Source organism: Streptomyces sp. HUAS MG56, assembly GCF_058673395.1.
Genome location: NZ_CM178722.1, coordinates 5,285,126 through 5,303,123, shown reverse-complemented (window position 1 = coordinate 5,303,123; position 17,998 = coordinate 5,285,126). Strand labels below are relative to the sequence as shown.

14 protein-coding genes, 4 tRNA genes and 1 pseudogene are annotated in these 17,998 nt (G+C 70.3%); 10 read left to right on the top strand and 9 right to left on the bottom strand.

Going from position 1 to position 17,998, the window contains the following annotated elements; genetic code table 11:
* Nucleotides 1-68 precede the first annotated feature (68 nt).
* The 6 genes from hrpA to AC4OXY_RS25075 form a co-directional block, all read right to left on the bottom strand.
* Nucleotides 69-4,013 (bottom strand): ATP-dependent RNA helicase HrpA, encoded by a 3,945-nt coding sequence (gene hrpA / locus AC4OXY_RS25100; protein ID WP_491991107.1) that lies wholly within the window; start codon nt 4,011-4,013, stop codon nt 69-71.
* Between the two features lie 57 nt (nt 4,014-4,070).
* The gene (locus AC4OXY_RS25095) at nt 4,071-4,382 is read right to left on the bottom strand and encodes a hypothetical protein (protein WP_356029936.1); all 312 of its coding nucleotides are present in this window, start codon (nt 4,380-4,382) and stop codon (nt 4,071-4,073) included.
* Between the two features lie 55 nt (nt 4,383-4,437).
* A tRNA-Phe gene (locus AC4OXY_RS25090) sits at nt 4,438-4,511 on the bottom strand.
* 24 nt (nt 4,512-4,535) lie between these two features.
* Nucleotides 4,536-4,610, bottom strand: a tRNA-Asp gene (locus AC4OXY_RS25085).
* 38 nt (nt 4,611-4,648) lie between these two features.
* Nucleotides 4,649-4,721, bottom strand: a tRNA-Glu gene (locus AC4OXY_RS25080).
* Nucleotides 4,722-4,801: 80 nt separating this feature from the next.
* Nucleotides 4,802-6,364, bottom strand: coding sequence for a metallophosphoesterase family protein (locus AC4OXY_RS25075; RefSeq protein ID WP_376287799.1), 1,563 nt, complete (start codon nt 6,362-6,364; stop codon nt 4,802-4,804).
* A 104-nt stretch (nt 6,365-6,468) separates the two neighbouring features.
* Between AC4OXY_RS25075 and AC4OXY_RS25070 the strand changes: the two genes are divergently transcribed.
* From AC4OXY_RS25070 to AC4OXY_RS25035, 8 genes are all read left to right on the top strand, one after another.
* A complete protein-coding gene (locus tag AC4OXY_RS25070; RefSeq protein WP_356029938.1) occupies nt 6,469-6,819 on the top strand; it encodes a metallopeptidase family protein in 351 nt (116 codons plus the stop codon).
* Between the two features lie 92 nt (nt 6,820-6,911).
* Nucleotides 6,912-7,445: a hypothetical protein gene (locus AC4OXY_RS25065; RefSeq protein ID WP_491991106.1), complete on the top strand. Its 534-nt coding sequence runs from the start codon at nt 6,912-6,914 to the stop codon at nt 7,443-7,445.
* Between the two features lie 226 nt (nt 7,446-7,671).
* The gene (locus AC4OXY_RS25060; RefSeq protein WP_491991105.1) at nt 7,672-9,897 is read left to right on the top strand and encodes a DEAD/DEAH box helicase; all 2,226 of its coding nucleotides are present in this window, start codon (nt 7,672-7,674) and stop codon (nt 9,895-9,897) included.
* Between the two features lie 116 nt (nt 9,898-10,013).
* Nucleotides 10,014-11,528: an amino acid permease gene (locus tag AC4OXY_RS25055; protein WP_491991104.1), complete on the top strand. Its 1,515-nt coding sequence runs from the start codon at nt 10,014-10,016 to the stop codon at nt 11,526-11,528.
* 99 nt (nt 11,529-11,627) lie between these two features.
* A tRNA-Lys gene (locus tag AC4OXY_RS25050) sits at nt 11,628-11,700 on the top strand.
* A 480-nt stretch (nt 11,701-12,180) separates the two neighbouring features.
* Nucleotides 12,181-13,122: an STAS domain-containing protein gene (locus tag AC4OXY_RS25045; RefSeq protein WP_491991103.1), complete on the top strand. Its 942-nt coding sequence runs from the start codon at nt 12,181-12,183 to the stop codon at nt 13,120-13,122.
* 103 nt (nt 13,123-13,225) lie between these two features.
* On the top strand, nt 13,226-13,726 hold the full coding sequence (locus AC4OXY_RS25040) for a DUF5994 family protein (RefSeq protein WP_491991102.1): 501 nt from the start codon (nt 13,226-13,228) through the stop codon (nt 13,724-13,726).
* A gap of 77 nt (nt 13,727-13,803) precedes the next feature.
* Nucleotides 13,804-14,997, top strand: a complete 1,194-nt coding sequence (locus AC4OXY_RS25035; RefSeq protein ID WP_376288034.1) for a PP2C family protein-serine/threonine phosphatase — start codon at nt 13,804-13,806, stop codon at nt 14,995-14,997.
* A gap of 24 nt (nt 14,998-15,021) precedes the next feature.
* Here the strand turns inward: AC4OXY_RS25035 and AC4OXY_RS25030 are convergent, their stop codons facing one another.
* Nucleotides 15,022-15,504, bottom strand: a complete 483-nt coding sequence (locus tag AC4OXY_RS25030) for a DUF5994 family protein (protein WP_150944920.1) — start codon at nt 15,502-15,504, stop codon at nt 15,022-15,024.
* Between the two features lie 244 nt (nt 15,505-15,748).
* On the opposite strand from AC4OXY_RS25030, the gene AC4OXY_RS25025 reads away from it, so the two are divergent.
* Nucleotides 15,749-16,033: a hypothetical protein gene (locus AC4OXY_RS25025; RefSeq protein ID WP_491991101.1), complete on the top strand. Its 285-nt coding sequence runs from the start codon at nt 15,749-15,751 to the stop codon at nt 16,031-16,033.
* 41 nt (nt 16,034-16,074) lie between these two features.
* On the opposite strand, the pseudogene AC4OXY_RS25020 reads toward AC4OXY_RS25025, so the two are convergent.
* Nucleotides 16,075-16,386, bottom strand: a pseudogene (locus tag AC4OXY_RS25020) (site-specific integrase); the annotation flags it as partial.
* A gap of 84 nt (nt 16,387-16,470) precedes the next feature.
* Between AC4OXY_RS25020 and AC4OXY_RS25015 the strand changes: the two are divergent.
* The gene (locus AC4OXY_RS25015) at nt 16,471-16,971 is read left to right on the top strand and encodes an NUDIX domain-containing protein (protein WP_402067396.1); all 501 of its coding nucleotides are present in this window, start codon (nt 16,471-16,473) and stop codon (nt 16,969-16,971) included.
* Between the two features lie 95 nt (nt 16,972-17,066).
* Here the strand turns inward: AC4OXY_RS25015 and AC4OXY_RS25010 are convergent, their stop codons facing one another.
* Nucleotides 17,067-17,975 carry an ImmA/IrrE family metallo-endopeptidase gene (locus AC4OXY_RS25010; RefSeq protein WP_376288033.1) on the bottom strand — a complete coding sequence of 303 codons (909 nt, stop codon included), beginning with the start codon at nt 17,973-17,975 and terminating at the stop codon, nt 17,067-17,069.
* Nucleotides 17,976-17,998 lie beyond the last annotated feature (23 nt).

The window sequence follows — 17,998 nt, the reverse complement described above, 5'->3', positions numbered from 1 at the left end:
GCGCTGCGAGATGAGACTGTACAGGAGGTGGGGCCGCCTGGTCGAACTCACCCCCTGTACACGTGCGACTACGCCACGATCGCGTCGATCGCCTTCACGATCCGCTTGTCGGAGACGGGGTACGCGGTGCCGAGCGCGTGGGCGAAATAGCTGACCCTCAGCTCCTCCAGCATCCAGCGGATGTCCAGGACGGCCTGCGGGACGGGGCGGCCCTGCGGGAGCTGTTCCAGGAGCCAGGCGTACTCGTCCTGCATCTCGTGGACCTTCTGCATGCGCGTGGTGTCCCGCTGCGCGCCCGTCGGCATCTGCTGCAGCCGCCGGTCCGCGGCCACCAGGTAGCGCACCAGGTCGGGCAGCCGGCGTATGCCGGCCCAGGTCACGAAGCCCGGCTTCACGAGGGCGTCCAGCTGTCCGCGGACGTCCGTCAGGTTCGCGAGCAGCGCCGTGCTCCGCACGGCCTTCAGCCGGCGTTCGGTGGCTTGCCAGGCCGCGAGGACCTGCTGCACCTGCGCGACCGTACGGACCGTCGTGTCGACGATCTCCGCGCGGACCTTGTCGTACAGCTTCCGGTACGACGCCTCGTCCCACACCGGCCCGCCGAAGTCCGCGATCAGCTTGTCCGCCGCGGCCGTCGCGCAGTCCTCGAAGAGGGCCTGGACGGAGCCGTGCGGGTTCGCCGACAGGGCGAGCTTCTGGGCGTTCGTCAGCTTGTCCGAGGCGAACTTCGCCGGGTTCACCGGGATGTTCCGCAGGATCAGGCGCCGGGTGCCCTTCCACATGGCCTCCGCCTGCTCGGCCTCCGTGTCGAAGAGCCGTACGGACACCGTGTCGCCGTCGTCCACCAGCGCCGGGTACGCCTTCACCGGCTGGCCGGCCCGGCGGGTCTCGAAGACCCGGGTCAGCGTGCCGATCGTCCAGTCGGTCAGCCCCTTGCGCTCCAGGGACTCCCCGCCCTCGCGGGACGCGGTCGCCGCGGCCGCCTGCGACAGGGCCTTGCGTGCCTCCGGCTTCAGCTGGAGCCTCAGCGTCTCCAGGTCCTTGTCCTCGGCGAGCTTGCGGCGCCGCTCGTCGACGATCCGGAACGTGATCTTCAGATGCTCGGGGACCTTCGACCAGTCGAAGTCCTCCGCCTCGAAGGGGACGCCGACCATGCGCTTCAGCTCGCGCGCCATCGTCACGGTCAGCGGCTCCTGCAAGGGCACGGCCCTCTCCAGGAACGCCCTCGCGTAGTTCGGGGCGGGCACGTAGTTGCGGCGGATCGGCTTCGGCAGGGAGCGGATCAGCTCCGTCACGACCTCCTCGCGCAGGCCGGGGATCTGCCAGTCGAAGCCCTCGTCGGTGACCTGGTTGAGCACCTGGAGCGGGACGTGGACCGTGACGCCGTCGGCGTCCGCGCCCGGCTCGAACTGGTACGTCACCCGGAACTTCAGCTGTCCCTGCCGCCAGGAGTCCGGATAGTCGGCCTTCGTCACCGCCTCCGCCGACTCCCGGATGAGCATCTCCCGCTCGAAGTCCAGGAACTCCGGCTGCTCGTGCCGCTTGTGCTTCCACCAGGAGTCGAAGTGGGCGCCCGACACGACGTGTTCGGGGACGCGCTGGTCGTAGAAGTCGAAGAGGGTGTCGTCGTCGACCACGATGTCCCGGCGCCGCGCCCGGTTCTCCAGCTCGGCGACCTCGCTGAGGAGCCTGCGGTTGTCGGCGAAGAACTTGTGGTGGGTGCGCCAGTCGCCCTCCACGAGCGCGTTGCGGATGAACAGCTCGCGACTCGTCTCCGGGTCGATCCGGCCGTAGTTCACCTTCCGCTGGGCGACGATCGGGACGCCGTACAGCGTGACCTTCTCGTACGCCATCACGGCCGCCTGGTCCTTCTCCCAGTGCGGTTCGCTGTAGGTCCGCTTCAGCAGGTGCTCCGCGAGCGGTTCGACCCACTCGGGCTCGATCTTCGCGTTGACCCGGGCCCAGAGCCGGGAGGTCTCCACCAGCTCCGCCGACATCATGAACTTCGGCTGCTTCTTGAACAGCGACGAGCCCGGGAAGATCGCGAACTTGGCGCTGCGGGCGCCCAGGTACTCGTTCTTGTTGCCGTCCTTCACGTCCTTCATCCCGACGTGGGAGAGGAGGCCGGCGAGGAGGGAGATGTGGACGCGGTCGCCGGGGGCGTCCTCCTCGTTGAGGTGGATGCCCATCTGCTTGGCGACCGTCCGCAACTGGATGTAGATGTCCTGCCACTCGCGGATGCGCAGGAAGTTCAGGTACTCCTGCTTGCACATGCGCCGGAAGGAGCTGGAGCCGCGTTCCTTCTGCTGCTCGCGGACGTACCGCCACAGGTTCAGATAGGCGAGGAAGTCGCTGGTCTCGTCCTTGAAGCGGGCGTGCTGCTGGTCTGCCTGGGCCTGCTTGTCGGCCGGGCGCTCGCGCGGGTCCTGGATGGACAGCGCGGCGGCGATGACCATGACCTCGCGGACACAGCCGTTCTTGTCGGCCTCCAGCACCATGCGGGCCAGGCGCGGGTCGACCGGCAGCTGGGCCAGCTTGCGGCCGGTGTCGGTGAGCCGCCTGCGGGGGTCCTTCTGGGCCGGGTCCAGCGCGTGCAGCTCCTGGAGCAGCTGGACGCCGTCGCGGATGTTGCGGTGGTCCGGCGGGTCGATGAAGGGGAACTTCTCGATGTCGCCGAGGCCCGCGGCGGTCATCTGGAGGATGACGGAGGCCAGGTTCGTCCGCAGGATCTCGGCGTCCGTGAACTCCGGCCGGGCGAGGAAGTCGTCCTCGCTGTAGAGCCGGATGCAGATGCCGTCGGACGTACGGCCGCAGCGGCCCTTGCGCTGGTTGGCGCTGGCCTGCGAGACGGGCTCGATGGGCAGCCGCTGGACCTTGGTGCGATGGCTGTAGCGGCTGATCCGGGCGAAGCCGGGGTCGATGACGTACTTGATGCCGGGGACGGTCAGCGAGGTCTCGGCGACGTTGGTCGCGAGAACGATCCTGCGCCCGGTGTGCGGCTGGAACACCCGGTGCTGCTCGGCGTGCGACAGCCGGGCGTACAGCGGCAGGATCTCCGTGAATCTGTACTTCTTCCTCTCCAGCGCGTCCGCCGTGTCCCGGATCTCGCGCTCGCCGGAGAGGAAGACGAGGATGTCGCCCCGGCCCTCGGCCTGGAGTTCCTCGACCGCGTCGCAGATCGCGGTGATCTGGTCCCGGTCGGAGTCCTCGGAATCGTCCTCCAGCAGCGGCCGGTAGCGCACCTCGACCGGGTACGTCCGCCCGCTGACCTCGATGATCGGCGCGTCGCCGAAGTGCCGCGAGAAGCGCTCGGGGTCGATGGTGGCGGAGGTGATGACGATCTTCAGGTCCGGCCGCCTCGGCAGCAGCTGGGCCAGATACCCGAGCAGGAAGTCGATGTTGAGGGACCGCTCGTGGGCCTCGTCGATGATGATCGTGTCGTAGGCGCGCAGCTCGCGGTCGGTCTGGATCTCGGCGAGCAGGATGCCGTCCGTCATCAGCTTGACGAAGGTGGCGTCCGGGCTCACCTGGTCGGTGAAGCGGACCTTCCAGCCGACGGCCTCGCCGAGGGGCGTCCGCAGCTCCTCCGCCACGCGTTCGGCGACGGTCCGGGCGGCGATACGGCGGGGCTGGGTGTGCCCGATCATGCCGCGCACGCCCCGGCCCAGCTCCATGCAGATCTTCGGGATCTGCGTGGTCTTGCCGGAGCCGGTCTCACCGGCGACGATGACGACCTGGTGATCACGGATGGCGTCCGCGATCTCGTCCTTCTTCTGGCTGACGGGCAGCTGCTCGGGGTAGGTGACGGCGGGCACACGGGCACGCCGTTCACCGATCCGGGCCTCGGCCTTGTCGACCTCCGCCTCGATCTCGGCGAGGACGGCGGCGCGGGCCTCCGGCTTACGGATCTTGCGCGCGCCCTCAAGCCGCCGGCCGAGCTGGTGCGCGTCACGCAGCGACAGCTCGGTCAGACGGGGGGCGAGGGTGCCGAGGGCGGGGGCGGGATGCGTAGACATACGCGGTCCAGGATCTCACCCCGGCCGAAAATCACGCGAATGATTTGCGTGCGCTGTTCAGGAGCCGCGCTGCGCCGGCGCGGAGGCGGCCGGCGCCGAGGCCTGCGCGGCACTCTGCGCGAGCGACTTCGCCGTGTTGGAGATGGCCTTGATGCCCAGGTAGGCCGTGGTCATGCTGCTCACCGCGGTGAACGCGGCGGTCAGGATGCCGACGATCACCGCCTTGTCCCCGTGGAGCCGCCACACACCCACGATCGCGACGACGACGATCGCGAGATTGCCGGCGATGATCGCGAGCAGCCCGTACCGCGCCCGGATCCTCTCCAGCTGGTTGTCCGCTGTCATGGCGACGGACTGGTGCTGGCTCATCTCCCCGATCCCCTGACGACGAAGGCCCCGTTCGACGAACGGGGCCTTCTGGTTGTGGCTGGGGCCGGGGTCGAACCGGCGACCTATCGCTTTTCAGGCGATCGCTCGTACCAACTGAGCTACCCAGCCACGGTGTTTCACGTGAAACACCAGCGGTCCTGACGGGATTTGAACCCGCGGCCTCCACCTTGACAGGGTGGCGAGCACTCCAAACTGCTCCACAGGACCAAGCTTGTGCGTGCAACAGTGTCGCACACGATCTTGCGTGCCCCCAACGGGATTCGAACCCGTGCTACCGCCTTGAAAGGGCGGCGTCCTAGGCCGCTAGACGATGAGGGCTATCGGCCCGCCTGGGCGCTTCTCAGCGCGTCGGGGACGTGAGAAGCATATGGGATGCCGAGGGCTATCGCCAAAACGGTTTACGGCGACGGGGTGGAGGGCGACGGTGTGCCCGTGGCGGAAGGCGCGGGACCGGGCTTGACGGGGGTGGCCAGATGGCGGCTGACCTCGGCTGTCGCCTCGCCCAGCCCGCCCAGCCTGATCGCGTCCCAGGCCTGCAGGCGGCGGCTGTCCCGGTCGAAGTAGAGGATCGAGGCCTCGATCGGGGCCGGGTACGCGCCCTCGACCGCGCGCAGCCCGCTGCCGCCCGTGGAGCCCTCCATCCGCAGCCGGGTGCCGTAGGGGAGGATCTCGTCCCCCTCGTGGTGCAGATGGCCGCACAGCACCAGCGGCACCTCGCCGTCCGTCTCGCGGGCCGCCGCCGGCTCATGGGCGACGGCGACGTCGACCGGGGTGTGCCGGGCCTTCTGGTCGCGCAGGTCGGCGGCCAGCCGGTCGCCGGCCAGCTGCTCGGCCGCGTCGCCGCCGGGCACCGCCGAGCGGTCCGGGGTGAACTGCGGATCGCCGATGCCCGCGAAACGCAGTCCCGCGACCGTCTGCGCGTGCCCGTCGTCCAGGACGTGCACGTTCTTCATGCGCCCCAGGTAGCGCTGGGTGATCCGCGAGTCGTGGTTGCCGCGCACCCAGACGTACGGCACGCCCAGGTCCCTGACCGGGTCCAGGAAGCCGTTCTCGGCCGCGATGCCGTGGTCCATCGTGTCGCCGGAGTCGACGATCACGTTCACGTCGTACTGCTCCACCAGCGAGGCGATGATCTTCCAGCTCGCGGGGTTGAGATGGATGTCCGACACGTGCAGGACCCGGATGGTGGAGGGGTCCGGCTGGTAGGCCGGGAGCGTGGAGGTGACGTCGTAGAGCTTCGTCACGTTCGTCACCAGGCGGGCCAGTTCCTTCTGGTAGACGTCGAACTCGGTGACGATGTTGCGCGCGTTGCCGACCACGGACGGTGCCGAGGACAGCAGGCCCGAGTACTTCGGCTCCAGCACCGACCTCGGGTTCCAGGTGGCGTACGCCGACGCGCCCGAGGCGGCGAGCAGCGTCAGGGCCAGTCCGCCGGCCGCGAGGGCCCGGCGCGGGCGGCGGTAGACGGCGAGGCCGAGGGCGGTGGCCCCGGCGACCACGGCGACACAGGAGCGCACGGCCAGGTCCAGCGTGCCGTGCTCGACGTCCTGGGCGACCTCCTGCTGGAGGCCGGAGATCCGCTCCGGGTGGTCGACCAGGGCCTGGGAGCGCAGCGGGTCGAGCTGGTCGACGTTGACGTCGAGGCGGACCGGGGCGACATGGCTGTCCAGGGTGAGCGCGCCCAGCGGAGAGATGTTGATCTTCGTGCCGCCGCTCAGCGAGGGGCGCAGCGCCATCGTCGTGTTCATCGGGCCGACCGGCGCCCGGACGTTGCCGACGACCAGCAGGCCCAGCCAGGCGCCGAAGAGCACGACGGCGGTGAGCCCGAGGGCGCTCAGCCAGGGGCGGCCCGGACGCGCGTCCGGGCGCGGGGCGGGGAGCGTGCGGGTGCCCCTGCGGGCGGGGCGCGGGCGTACGCGGTTCGTCAGCGTGCGGAGGGCTGCGACGGGGACGCGGGCCATTGGTCCCGTATGCCCATGTACGGATGTGGATATGCGGCGTACGGCTGCGGATGTGCGGCGCCGCGCCACTCTCGTACGAAGCTCTCGTACCGGACAATGACCGTGTGCTGGAGATGACGCGCGAGGAGTTCGAGGAGCTGGTCGCCGAGGCGCTCGACCGGATCCCGCCGGAGCTGACGCGGCTCATGGACAACGTGGCGGTGTTCGTGGAGGACGAACCGCCCGCCGGCGACCCCGAGCTGCTCGGCCTGTACGAGGGCACCCCGCTGACCGACCGGGGCGAGTGGTACGCCGGTGTGCTGCCGGACCGGATCACGATCTACCGGGGGCCGACGCTGCGGATGTGCGCGACCCGCGAGGACGTCGTCGCGGAGACCGAGGTGACCGTGGTGCACGAGATCGCCCATCACTTCGGGATGGACGACGCACGGCTGCACGCCCTCGGCTACGGCTGAGTGCGGGCTGCGCGTGCGGGGCGCGTGTCCTCTTGCGGGCGGCGGGAGTTGGGGAGGTTGACTCCTTTCCCTTGCCCCCGGAGGTGGCCGCCGTGCGCCCCTTGTACGTACCCGTCCGGCTCGCCGTCACCGTGCTGGCCGTCAGCGCGGCGGCGGCCGGCTGCGTGAACGTGGGTGACGACGCCGGCCGGGCCCGGCCCTCGCACTCGGCCGGGCAGCACGGCGGTGCGGCGCCCGACGGCGGTCCGGTGGACGGTGTCGGGGGCCAGGGACACGGAGGCCCGCGGGCCGACGGCAAGCACGGCAAGGGCGGCGGGGCGAAGCCGGGGGAGTCGCCCAGCGCCTCGGTCACCCCGTCGTCCGGCGCGGCCGGCGCGTCCCCGACCCCCGCACCGTCCGGCAAGCCCGCCAGGCCCGGGAAGCCGGTCGAACCCGGGGACCCGGCGCCGACCAAGGCCCCACCGGCCCCGCCGGTCACTTCCGCACCACCCCAGCCCCCGGCCTCCACCCCGCCCGCGGCCACCTCCGAGCCCCCGACGGCCGAGCCGTCCTCCTCGGCGCACGAGGGCACCGGAACGCAGCTGGCCCAGCGTGAGCCCGCCCCTACGGCGGGTGTGCCGGCGTGAGGCTGCGACCGGGTCCGACCTGCGGTTTCAAGGACCGGTTTGCCTTCAGGGGGGATGGGTGCGTATGGTGGTAGATCGTTTGATCCCATTTGCCCGGCGCCATCACAGAGCGCGCCGTGTGGCGCGTACTCTCCCTTGCCGTGGCGGACCGCATTGAGGCGGTCGTGAGCGAATCACGGAGTTGACGGGCGCGTGCCGACGAGACTCCGGAAGGTTTCGCATTCGCATGTCCGTGTCCAGTACTGATCAGTTTGTCGTGTCCGAGAACGAGCTCAGCGAGCTTGAGAACGAACTCGTCGACGAGACGAACGAGATCACCGAGGCCGACGAGGCCGCTGACACCACCCCCCAGACCACCTTCGCCGACCTCGGCCTCCCCGAGGGCATCGTGCGCAAGCTTGCGCAGAACGGCGTGACGACCCCCTTCCCGATCCAGGCCGCGACCATCCCGGACGCCCTGGCCGGCAAGGACATCCTCGGCCGTGGCCGCACCGGCTCCGGCAAGACCCTCTCCTTCGGTCTGCCGACCCTGGCCACGCTGGCCGGCGGCCGCACCCAGAAGCACAAGCCCCGCGCGGTCATCCTCACCCCGACCCGCGAGCTGGCCATGCAGGTCGCCGACGCCCTCCAGCCGTACGGCGACGTCCTCGGCCTGAAGATGAAGGTCGTCTGCGGCGGCACCTCGATGGGCAACCAGATCTACGCCCTGGAGCGCGGCGTCGACATCCTCGTCGCCACCCCGGGCCGGCTGCGCGACATCATCAACCGCGGCGCCTGCTCGCTGGAGGACACCCAGATCGCCGTCCTCGACGAGGCCGACCAGATGTCCGACCTGGGCTTCCTGCCCGAGGTCACCGAGCTGCTCGACCAGGTCCCGGCCGGCGGCCAGCGCATGCTCTTCTCCGCCACGATGGAGAACGAGATCCAGACCCTCGTCGACCGCTACCTGAACAACCCCGTCTCCCACGAGGTGGACGCGGCCCAGGGCGCGGTGACGACCATGTCCCACCACATCCTCATCGTGAAGCCCAAGGACAAGGCGCCGGTCACCGCCGCCATCGCCTCCCGCAAGGGCCGCACGATCATCTTCGTCCGCACCCAGCTGGGCGCCGACCGCGTCGCCGAGCAGCTGCGCGAGGCGGGCGCGAAGGCCGACGCGCTGCACGGCGGCATGACCCAGGGCGCGCGCACCCGCACCCTGGCCGACTTCAAGGACGGCTACGTCAACGTCCTGGTCGCCACCGACGTCGCCGCCCGCGGCATCCACGTCGACGGCATCGACCTGGTCCTGAACGTGGACCCGGCCGGCGACCACAAGGACTACCTGCACCGCGCCGGCCGCACCGCTCGCGCGGGCCGCACGGGCACGGTCGTCTCCCTGTCCCTGCCGCACCAGCGCCGTCAGATCTTCCGGCTGATGGAGGACGCCGGCGTCGACGCCGCGCGCCACATCATCCAGGGCGCCGGCGCCTTCGACCCGGAGGTCGCCGAGATCACCGGCGCCCGCTCCATGACCGAGGTCCAGGCCGAGTCCGCGAACAACGCCGCGCAGCAGGCGGAGCGCGAGGTCGCCCAGCTCACCAAGCAGCTGGAGCGCGCCCAGCGCCGCGCGGCCGAGCTGCGCGAGGAGTCCGACCGGCTGGTCGCCCGGGTCGCCCGCGAGCGCGGCGAGGACCCGGAGGCCGCGGTGGCCGAGGCCCAGGCGACGGCCGCGGAGGAGCTCGCGGTCGCTGAGGCGCAGGCCGCTGCCGCCGCCGAGCCGCGGGCAGAGCGCGAGGAGCGCCCGGCGGCCTCGGCGCCGTACGAGCGCCGGGAGCGGCGCAGCTTCGACCGGGACCGTGACGAGCGCCGTGACGACCGTGGTGGCCGTGGTTTCGAGCGCCGCGACGACCGTCGTCCGTTCGACCGGGACCGCAACGACCGCAACGACCGTGACCGGGGCTTCGACCGGGGCGGCGACCGTGGTGGCCGTTCCTTCGAGCGCCGTGACGACCGTGGTGGCCGTGGTTTCGAGCGCCGCGACGACCGTCGTCCGTTCGACCGGGACCGCAACGACCGCAACGACCGTGACCGGGGCTTCGACCGGGGCGGCGACCGTGGTGGCCGTTCCTTCGAGCGCCGTGACGACCGTGGTGGCCGTGGCTTCGAGCGCCGCGACGACCGTCGTCCGTTCGACCGGGACCGCAACGACCGCAACGACCGCAACGACCGCAACGACCGTGACCGGGGCGGCCGTTCCTTCGAGCGCCGTGACGACCGCGGCGGCTTCCGCCGGGACGAGCGCGGCGGGCACCGGGGCAGCGACCGTCCGTTCAACCGCGACCGCCGTGACGACCGTCCCGGCTTCCGCTCCGCCGGTCACGACCGCCCCTTCGGCCGCCGTGACGACCACCGCGGCACCGGCTCCTTCGGCCGCCGCGAGGACAAGCCCCGCTGGAAGCGCAACGGCTGACGCCGGGTGAGCCTGGCCGAGTAACCTGAGAAGGGCCCGTACGACACCGTCGTACGGGCCTTTTTTGGCCATAGCGTGACGCATGTCACCCCTCGGGTGGGGGAATTGCTGGGGGCATGACAGAAGACGCGAGAGCGAACGGGGCGCACGGCCTGTCGGACGAGGAACGACTGGCCCAGCTCGGCTACACCCAGGTCCTCGCCCGCCGGATGTCGGCGTTCTCGAACTACGCCGTGTCCTTCACGATCATCTCGGTGCTGTCCGGCTGCCTGACGCTCTATCTCTTCGGCATGACCACCGGCGGCCCGGCGGTGATCACCTGGGGCTGGGTGGCCGTCGGCCTGATGACCCTGTTCGTGGGCCTGTCGATGGCCGAGATCTGCTCGGCGTACCCGACCTCGGCCGGCCTCTACTTCTGGGCCCACCGCCTCGCGCCGCCCCGCTCGGCGGCGGCCTGGGCGTGGTTCACGGGCTGGTTCAACGTGCTGGGCCAGGTCGCGGTGACGGCCGGCATCGACTTCGGCGCGGCCTCCTTCCTCGGCGCGTACCTGAACCTCCAGTTCGGCTTCGGGGTGACCCCGGGCCGCACGGTCCTCCTCTTCGTCGCGATCCTCGTCCTGCACGGCCTGCTGAACACCTTCGGCGTGCGGATCGTCGCGTTCCTGAACGACGTGAGCGTGTGGTGGCACGTGCTCGGCGTGGCCGTCATCGTCGGCGCGCTGACCTTCGTCCCCGACCACCACCAGACGGCGTCCTTCGTGTTCACGAAGTTCGTGAACGAGACCGGCTGGGGCAGCGGCCCGTACGTGGTCCTCCTCGGCCTCCTGATGGCCCAGTACACCTTCACCGGCTACGACGCCTCCGCGCACATGACGGAGGAGACCCACGACGCGTCCACGGCCGGCCCGAAGGGCATCGTCCGCTCCATCTGGACGTCCTGGATCGCCGGCTTCGTGCTCCTCCTCGGCTTCACCTTCGCGATCCAGTCCTACGACAAGGAGCTGGCCTCCCCGACCGGCGCGCCCCCGGCGCAGATCCTCCTGGACGCCCTGGGAGCCACGACGGGCAAGCTCCTGCTCCTCGTCGTGATCGGCGCCCAGCTCTTCTGCGGAATGGCCTCGGTGACCGCCAACAGCCGCATGATCTACGCCTTTTCGCGCGACGGCGCGCTGCCCTTCTCGCGCCTCTGGCACACGGTCAGCCCGCGCTCGCGCACCCCCGTCGCCGCCGTCTGGCTGGCCGCCCTGGCCGCTCTCGCCCTGGGCCTGCCCTACCTGATCAACTTGACGGCGTACGCGGCGGTCACGTCGATCGCGGTGATCGGCCTGTACATCGCGTACGTCATCCCGACCTTCCTGCGCGTCCGCAAGGGCGCCGCCTTCGAACGCGGGCCGTGGCACCTGGGCCGCTGGTCGGGGGCGATCGGAGTCGTGTCGGTCCTCTGGGTCGTGGCGATCACGATCCTCTTCATGCTCCCGCAGGTCTCCCCGGTCACCTGGAAGACCTTCAACTACGCCCCCGTCGCCGTCCTGGTCGTCCTCGGCTTCGCCGCGGCCTGGTGGCTCGCCTCGGCCCGCCGCTGGTTCCTCACCCCGGACCGCGTTCCCGCCCCGCAGACGGCCGAAAAGTGACCATCCCGCCCCTTCCTCCCCCCGCGACGCGGCCGGTCCACCGATACCCGATCGGAGACACGGCCGCGTCCGGCTATGCTCGGACAGGCAACATCGCCTGGGCCCTTAGCTCAATTGGCAGAGCAGTGGACTTTTAATCCATTGGTTGTGGGTTCGAGTCCCACAGGGCCTACGGCTGGTAGGCGGGGGATATGGCCCCTGACCTGCTACGCAGCGTCCGAGCCGGCGTCAGCTGGCTCGGACGCTGCTTCGTTTCCGGGCTCCTGCGTGAGCGGGAAGCGCGGCCACCTGCGGCGGTTTTGTGTGAGACCGCCCTCAGCGGATACCCGGCGGGCGTGAGGTACGGCAGTGTGCCCCACGAGTGGGCCGTCTGCCCCGGATGTCTCCATGAGCCTCGGCAGGCGGTGCGCTCCTTACGGGCCTTACGGGTGAGCCCGTCCGGTGCTGCGGGTCGAGTCGGCCGGCGGCGTACGGTGGAGATACCGAGGGCATCACGCACTCCGGCCGTCTTGCCGGGTCGTCCTCGGCGAGAGACGAACCCCGGGCCGTCCGAGCGGCGGTGCGGAGACGGGTCGGCAATCATGCCCGCCGCGATCACAACAACTCCGCACCCTTCCCTGGTCGTTGCGTTTCCCTGCCGAAGGGCGGGGTGATGGCCGTGCAGCGCCTGGACATCCATCGGCGTGACCGGGGGGAGCGGGCCCTCGTCACGCTCGTCGGCGACATCTGGCCGGCCTCGGCGCCCCTGCTGCGGGCCGCGCTGGAGCAGTGCCTGCGCGACGGCATGACAGCCATCGACGTCGATCTCACCACGGTCGGCTCCTGTGACGCCAAGGGCCTGGACGTCTTCCTGACGGCGTCACGGCATGCCGGCCGCGTGCACTCCTGCCTGCACCTGCACCATCCGTGCGCGCAGATCACCCGGCTCCTCGCGGGCACCGGCTCCGCGCCCCTGCTCCGCGATCTGCTGGACCCGTCCGCGGCGGGTCCGTCGGCCGGCGGGACGCAGACGTCCGGCGACCGCGCCGGTGCGCCGGTCGTCAAGGACGGGATCCGCCTGCGCAGGCTGACTCGCCGGCAGGTGGAGGGGATGAGCGAGGACATCGCCGACCTGGCCGTGGCCGGCCCCTTCATGCGGGACGACTTCCTGCGGCGGCTTGCCGTCAGCGCCCGACGGCCTGGCTTCGCGCTGCTGGTGGCCGAGACGACGGTGTTGGTGGGGTGCGTCTTCGGGTTTCCGGTGAGTCCCGTCAGCCGGTCCGAGCAGGGGTTGCAGGAGAGCGTCCAACGGCTCACCGGCTGTGCCCGGTTCCTGCTCCTCACTCAGGTCGTGGCGCACCAGCACCCACAGCGCCGCGACATCGGCCGCCGTCTGCAACAGCGTCTGCTGGCCGATGAGCGCACCGAGCTCGGAGTGGCCTTGCTGATTCCTGCCGACCGGGCCGGACAAGCCGCCTACGACTCGTGGGGCTGGCGGAACCACGGGGAGATGGTCGGGCTGCCCGGTCGGGGCGCTCCTTGCGTGCTGACCCTGTTCCGGGAGAGCAGATCTTCGCTGCCTGCGCCTCGGGCCGCCGTTCCAAGCCGGGCGTAGCCTTGAAGACACCGAGAGCATGTCGGGCGCATGATCAGGACAGCGCCGTTCCCGGCGAGTGGCGAACGAGGGCAGCTCCAGGCCGCCCGGACGGGATCGCACGATGGACTCCCCCACACCGCCCGCAGGAGACCGGCCGCCGAGTGACGCGCACACGTACAGGATGCCGCTGGCCCGGCTGAGGCTCAGGCCGGAGGCCAGCCACGGCCCGCTGGGCGGAGCGTGGTGGCCGCGTTGCGACGCCCTGGAACTGGAGCTGCCCGCGCTCGTGGGCTCGCTCGACCCCGGCCTTGGCACGGTCACCCGCGTCACGGTCGGCGCTGCGGCCTGGCCTGACGCGCCACTGACCGTGTCGGCGCCGGACCACGTGATCGAGGTCGTCCTGAGCGACGCCACCGCCGAGGAGCATGCCATCACCCTGGACTGCGGCACCCTGGGGCGCTGGGAGCTGCTGGTCGTCCCGCCCGACGAGCCGGCCGGAACCGCCGAACGCCTGCTGACCGCCGCCGCCGATCCGTGGAATCCGCTGTCGGCTCAGCGCACCTTGGCACATGTCGAGGACGGCTTCGGCCGGGAGGGCGCGGGGGAACAGCACGGCCCATGATGGAGTGATGGGACGGGTAGTCCTTTCGCCGGTCGACCCCGCCGCCGGTGTCCGTGTGGATCACGGTGGGTGAGCTGATGACGGCCGAACCGGGCACGGACCGCTCCGAGAGCTTCGGGGAAGCGCTTCTGGGGGCGGTTCTCGACCGGGCGCACGAGCTCCCGCCCCACCTCATCGGACCGCTGGTCGCCGACGTGGTGGAGCGGCTCGGCGGCCGCCGTCCGCAGGTGCTGCTCCAGGACTACGGCCAGTTGCTGCTCGTACCTCTGCGCGGTGAGGGCCTCACGGGCGGGGATCCGCAGGACATCGACGCTTCCGTCGCGGGCCGGTGCTTTCTCGATGCCCAGCCCGTCGAGGTGCCCGAGGCCGACGGCGTACGGGTCCACCTGCCGCTGCTGGACGGCGGCGACCAGGTGGGCGTCATGGCCGTGACGCTGGACCGGGTCGATGACGACGACCGGCGGCTGCTGGCCAGGCTCTCCGGCCTGGTTGCCGACCTGCTGGTGACCAAGCACGGCTACTCCGACCTGTTCTTCTCCACCCGCCGCGGTGAGCCGATGAGCGTCGCCGCCGAGATCCAGTGGTCCCTGCTGCCGCCTCTGGCCATGGTCATGCCGCGGGTCGCCGTGGCCGGGATCCTGGAGCCCGCCTACGACGTGGCGGGGGACAGCTTCGACTACGCGCTCAACGGTGACATCCTCCACGTGGCCATGATCGACGCGATGGGGCACGGCCTGGGCGCGGCCACCATGGCCACCGTGGCCATCGGCGCCTACCGTCACGCCCGCCGCCTCGGCACCGGCCTGTCGGAGATCTACGCCGCCATGGACGTCGCCGTGGTACACCAGTTCGGCCCGGACCACTTCGTCACCGCCCAGATGATGCGGCTGGACACAGCCACGGGGCGGATGCACTGGGTCAATGCGGGACACCCGCCACCGGTACTCGTGCGCGATCACCGCGTCATGTGTCGGCTGGACGTCCCCACGACCCTCCCGGTCGGCATGGGCGGCGCGGAGCCAGAGGTCGGCGAGCTGGACCTGGAGCGCGGAGACCGCGTCCTCTGCTTCACGGACGGACTGATCGAGGAACACGCCGTGGGTGAGGAGCAGTTCGGTGAGGACCAGCTGATCGACTGGGTGAACCGGCTGGAGAGGACCGGTCGCGGGGTCCGGGCGGTGGCGCGCTCCCTGTCGCACACCCTCAAGCGGGCGCGGGGCGGACACACGACGGACGACGCGACGCTGCTCCTCGTGGAGTGGCGCGGCTGACCGCACCACCGGCTACGACAGGGGTCAGCCGGACGGCCTCTGCCCGCTTCCCGTGTCGATGAGGATCTGCTCCGCCTCGCTGACGTTGCCGGCCAGGACGGCCTGTGCCATCGCCGCGCGGGCGGCCTCGGGCGGCGTGTCCGGTGGGACCACCAGCAGCGAGAAGAGGTCCCGGTCGCCCCGGGTGATCAGGACCGTGTCGTCACCCACCGGGAAGGAGTCCACGTGTACTACGTGGTCGCCGACGACGATCCGGGTCGGCAGCCCCTCCCAGGCCGTGGCATCCAGCCCGACGCGGGTCAGAGGTCCCAGATGCTCGGTGAGGGCGCTCAGCAGCGCGGGCAGCTCGGCACCGATGTCGCGCGACCGTGGCCACCACGCCCCGTCGAGGACGCCTTCGCGCGATGCCGTCGTCTCCAGCCGGAGCAGTGCACTCCCCGGCCGCACGGCATGGTGCACACCGCTCGGCAGGTGCCTGGAACCAGGGGATGTGTCGGAGCCGGTCATGGAGGACCACCTGTCCGGGATCCGGTGCGAACACGGGATCCGCCTCGCTTCTGACCACGCTACTCCCCATCACCGCGAGCATCGGCGTCGCCGGGAATCGCCGGGACGCCCGCATACAGCCAGGGCAAGCCGCATGAGGAGCTACGCAGCGGGGCACCCGGGCGGCGGAGGCTGTGTGCGAGGCCGTAGGGTCGGCTGCCTGTCGGCATCAGCAGCCTCGGAGACCAGCCTGAGAGCGCCAGCCATGACGACACTCCGTGAACGCAAGACCTACCGCAAGGCCATCCTCCGGCAACTCTACGGAGCCATGGAGCACAACCGACCTGAGGTCAGCGGGGCGGCACTGCGCGAAGAGCTCCGGTTGCCCGACGACGATCTGTCCGCAGCCTGCGCCTACCTGGCCGACGAGGGCCTGATCACCGTTGAATGGACGTCGCACAAGACGCCCGCCACCGCCTCACTGTCCCATGACGGCATCCGGTTCATGGAGGAGGAAGAGGAGTGGAGTGGCTCCAGGCAGAGCGAGTGACACGAACTCAACGCCCGGCCGCCGCTTGTCGGGCCGGGACTTCAATCCCCGAGTGACGCGTGCGCGGATGGGCTGGCGGCCTGCGGATCGGACGCTGCAGGGGCGGACGGTTCGGCGGCGGCCGGACGTGACCGAGGGATCAGCTTCGCTGCCTTCTCGGCGATTTCGCGGTCCAGCTCCGGGAGCAGGCTCGTGTACGTGTCCGAGGTCAGCGTGATGGTGGAGTGCCGGAGCGTCTCCTTCACGGTGTGGATGTCACCGCCGCCTCCGTGCGTGAGCGTCGCGGCCACGTGGCGCAGGTCCCGCAGGGTGATGGGCGGCAGGTCGGTCGTGGCGAGGATGCGGCGCAGAGTGCCCGGAGCCGCCGAACTCGCCCGTCGTGCACGCGAAGTACTGGCCTAAGCTGCCCACCAACCGGCCGACGAAGGGACACAACCGTGGCTCAGCGGACAACTGACGACCAGCCCAAAGCCCTCATGCCCGCCCTCGAATCCATGACTCTCCTCGTCGCCGCCGTCATCGTCCACGACAAGGCCACCAACCGCGTCGTCCTCCTCCAGCGCAGCCAGAACGCCAAGTTCGCCAAGGGCATGTGGGACCTGCCCGTCGGCAAGAGCGAGCCGGGCGAGCCGATCACCGAGACCGCCGTACGCGAGCTGTACGAGGAAACCGGCCTAACAGTGAAGCCTGAGTCCCTGAAGGTCGCCCACATCATCCACGGCGCCTGGGGCGTCGAAGCTCCCAACGGGTTCCTCACGGTTCTCTTCGCCGCCCATGAATGGACCGGTGAACCGGAGAACCGCGAGCCACGGAAGCACGCACAGGTTTGCTGGACGGACGCCGACGCCATCCCGGAAGACTTCGTGGACACCACTGCCAGTGCCCTCCGCCGATATCTCACCGGCGGCCCCCAGGTATCGCTGGACGGGTGGAAGTAGTGACCAGCACGGCGTCACCGTGGCCATGCGACCCGGAACAGGCCGGCCAGGAGTGAGCTGGAGTGGGGGACGCGCAACTGCTGTGACTACGACGGTCAGCTGGGGAACAGCGTCAGCACCTCGGGGGCGGTCGGCTTTTCGCTCTCGTCGGATGCATCCAGTGCAAGACGCGGCCTCGTCATGGTCGCGGTGGCGTAGACCTCGTTCGCCAGCTCGAAGGGCAAGCCCGAGCGGGAGACAAGTTCATCGAACGAAACGCCTGTCTCCTCGCAGAGGCGGACCGCCTTCTCAAGCAAGAGTGGCGCTTCGCGAGGGCCGAGGTCACACGGCTCCGGATCGCCGTGCTGAGACAGCATCATCATGGCTCGCTTGTACGTTGTCTCCCGGAAAGCACCGAGGGCATGGGCACGGTAGACGAGGGCTTTAAGGGAAGTACCCCAGCGTCGCTTCAGCGCGTAGAGCGCTTCCCAGTCGAGTCTCTGCGGCAGTTCCTCAAGGACCTCGGCGCCTGGCATCAAGAACTCGGCGGCGAAGTCATGCGCCTGGTTCTCGACGATGCGGCTTCCAGGCTCAGCATCAAGGTGCATGACCAAGTGTCCGGCCTCGTGAGCTGCGTCGAATCGCGACCGAGCCTTGTCGTTCTTGGCAGGATTCCGGAAGATCAGCGGCCTGCTCCCGTACCAATGGGAGAAGGCATCCACCCGTTTGGACATGGCTGGTAGCTCCAGGACCACGACGCCATGGGCTTCGAGTAGTCGGGCCACATGGGGGATCGGTCCACTAGGAACGCCCATGGCATCGCGAGCATCGCGAGCTATGGCCGCGATGTCAGCCCTGCTCGGCTCGGCCGGCAGGGCCAGGCGCGGCAGTCTTGCAGGGGGAAGCTCCACGTAGTGCTCGACCGTCGTAACGAGCCGCCAGACGATCTTGCCGAATGCGACAGCCTGATCCCGTTGCAGCTGTGTCGTCGCCCTGAGGCTTCGGAAGTGGGCGGCGCTGGGCATCGTTGGATGCGGGTGCCCCGTAG